We start from the raw sequence: 1,216 nt of genomic DNA, 5'->3' as shown, positions 1-1,216 counted from the left end.
ATCTGGCCTGCCAGGCCCTGCGGTCGGGCGAATGCACCATGGCCCTCGCCGGCGGTGTCACCGTCATGGCCACACCAGCAACCTTCATCGAATTCTCACGCCAGCGAGGACTCTCCCCGGACGGTCGGTGCAAACCCTTCTCCGCCACCGCCGACGGAGTCGGCTGGAGCGAAGGCATCGGCATGCTCCTCGTCGAACGCCTCGCGGACGCACGGCGGTTGGGACACCAAGTCCTCGCCGTCGTACGCGGCAGTGCCGTCAACCAGGACGGAGCCAGCAACGGACTCACCGCACCCAACGGCCCCTCCCAGCAACGCGTCATCCGTCAGGCCCTCGCCAACGCCGGACTAACGCCGGGTGATGTGGATGTGGTGGAGGGGCATGGGACGGGGACGACGCTGGGGGATCCCATCGAGGCCCAGGCCCTCCTCGCCGCCTACGGACAAGGCCGGCCGGAAGACCAGCCGTTGTGGCTGGGCTCCCTGAAGTCGAACATCGGCCACACCCAAGCCGCCGCCGGCGTCGCCGGCATCATCAAAATGGTCATGGCCCTGCGTCACGGGCAGTTGCCCGCCACCTTGCACATCGACGAACCGTCACCCCACGTCGACTGGGACACCGGCGCGGTCGAGCTGTTGAGGGAAGCCATGCCCTGGCCGGAGACAGGACGGCCGCGGCGGGCCGGGGTGTCTTCCTTCGGCGTCAGCGGCACCAACGCCCACGTGATTCTGGAACAGGCACCGGCCGAGGACGAACCCGCTGCGGCCGCTGTGATGCCGCCGGGGCCGTGGCCATGGCCGGTATCCGGCAAGACCGGGCAGGGACTGCGTGATCAGGCAAGGACGCTACGGGCGTTCATCGCTGCCTACCCCAACCTGCCACTACCGGACGTGGGACATGCCCTGGCATCAGGCCGGTCGGTGTTCGATCACCGAGCCGTCATCCTGGCCGAGGACCGCGACGGATACCTCGACGCCCTCAAGGCACTTGCAGCCGGTGGGGAACATCCCGCTCTCGTACAAAGCAGCCCCCAGCCCGGGTCGGACGGGTACAAGACCGTGTTCGTTTTTCCGGGGCAGGGTGGTCAGTGGGCGGGGATGGGCTTGCAACTGTTGGAGTCCTCGCCGGTGTTCGCGGCTGCGTTGGAGGAGTGTGCGCGGGCGTTGGAGCCGCATACGGGGTGGGCGGTGCAGGACATGCTGGCCAGGCCTGCCGG

Annotated in this window: 1 protein-coding gene; it reads left to right on the top strand. The window is 68.4% G+C overall.

Annotation, left to right across the window (positions count from 1 at the left end; all coding sequences use genetic code 11):
• The coding region (locus tag I5Q34_RS32585; RefSeq protein ID WP_199896110.1) for a type I polyketide synthase at positions 1 to 1,216 on the top strand (1,216 nt) is incomplete at both ends.

The organism is Streptomyces sp. AV19, assembly GCF_015999245.1.
GTDB lineage: Bacteria > Actinomycetota > Actinomycetes > Streptomycetales > Streptomycetaceae > Streptomyces.
This window is presented reverse-complemented; position numbering and strand designations above follow the sequence as displayed.